The following is a 1,028-nucleotide window of genomic DNA, read 5'->3' as shown; positions in this document are numbered from 1 at the left end:
TAGGTGGCAAGGCGCTTGAATATTTAAGCTACCAAGGGCTATTTTGCGGCTTTGCCGCGTTAGCCGCCGCGCTGCTGATTTTTTACCGTGCAAGCTTTAAGGGCACGCGAGAAATTTAATGCTCCGCGACAATAGAAAATTTAAAATTAGGCACACTTCGCTGTCGAGAAATTACCTAAAATTACGCTATTTCAGGGCGCTGCATTGGCATCGTCATAAATATCGCAGTGCATTGCATCACGCTGCCGCTTTTAGGACTTACACCACCGCTTTTTCAGCTTCCGTGGTATGAGTTTGTTTCGGAATTTTTCGGGCACACGGTTTGGTTTTGGGCGATCGAAGTATTCCGCCGCGATCTACGAAATCGCGTAACGGGTGAGCCCGATCCCGCGGACCGCTCGGGCGCTTCGCTCTTCTAGCTAAATTTGGAATTCCGCCCCGTTTAGTGCGGAATTCCATCATTTTTTATAAACGCAGTAAAATCACGATAAATTTTTATGTTAAAATTATGATTAATAAAATTTCAAAAGGAGCGGCAATGAAATATAAAATTTTAGTTGCAATCTTTACGGCTGCTCTGGGCTTACAGGGAGCGCTTGCGAGCGATTTTGACGAGCAGGCTTGCGCGGCGCTAAAGGGCGCAAAAATTTACGATACAAAGATTAGCGAAGCGATCTGGAATCAAAGCGGCGAAATCGGCGCCGATAGGATGTCTGCGCTAACCGGCGGAGCCAAAAAGACGCTAAAAGCCGCGCCGCACTGCATAATTCACGGAGAGATAGCCTCCCGCACGGGCTCGGACGGCAAGCATTACGGCATAAAATTTGAGCTGCGCTTGCCTGGTGCTTGGAACGGCAAACTGCTATTTCAAGGCGGCGGCGGTCTGGACGGCTTCGTCGCGCCGGCTCTTGGCGCCGTGCCTATCCGCACGAGTAGCGCAACGCCCGCTTTGATGAGGGGCTACGCGGTCGTAACGACCGATTCGGGACACCCTACGCCTACGCCCGAGTTCGGACTTGAGCAACAGG

2 protein-coding genes are annotated in these 1,028 nt (G+C 50.9%); both read left to right on the top strand.

Going from position 1 to position 1,028, the window contains the following annotated elements:
- Positions 1-227: 227 nt before the first annotated feature.
- A complete protein-coding gene (locus Q0238_RS00650) occupies positions 228-419 on the top strand; it encodes a DUF1440 domain-containing protein (RefSeq protein ID WP_297941870.1) in 192 nt (63 codons plus the stop codon).
- A 119-nt stretch (positions 420-538) separates the two neighbouring features.
- On the top strand, positions 539-1,028 hold a 490-nt coding region (locus tag Q0238_RS00645; protein WP_297941866.1), incomplete at its 3' end, for a tannase/feruloyl esterase family alpha/beta hydrolase.

It is taken from the genome of uncultured Campylobacter sp. (genome assembly GCF_938045775.1).
Classification (GTDB): Bacteria; Campylobacterota; Campylobacteria; order Campylobacterales; family Campylobacteraceae; genus Campylobacter_B.
Note: the sequence above shows the minus strand (reverse complement) of the source record. Positions and strands in the feature narration are given on the sequence as shown.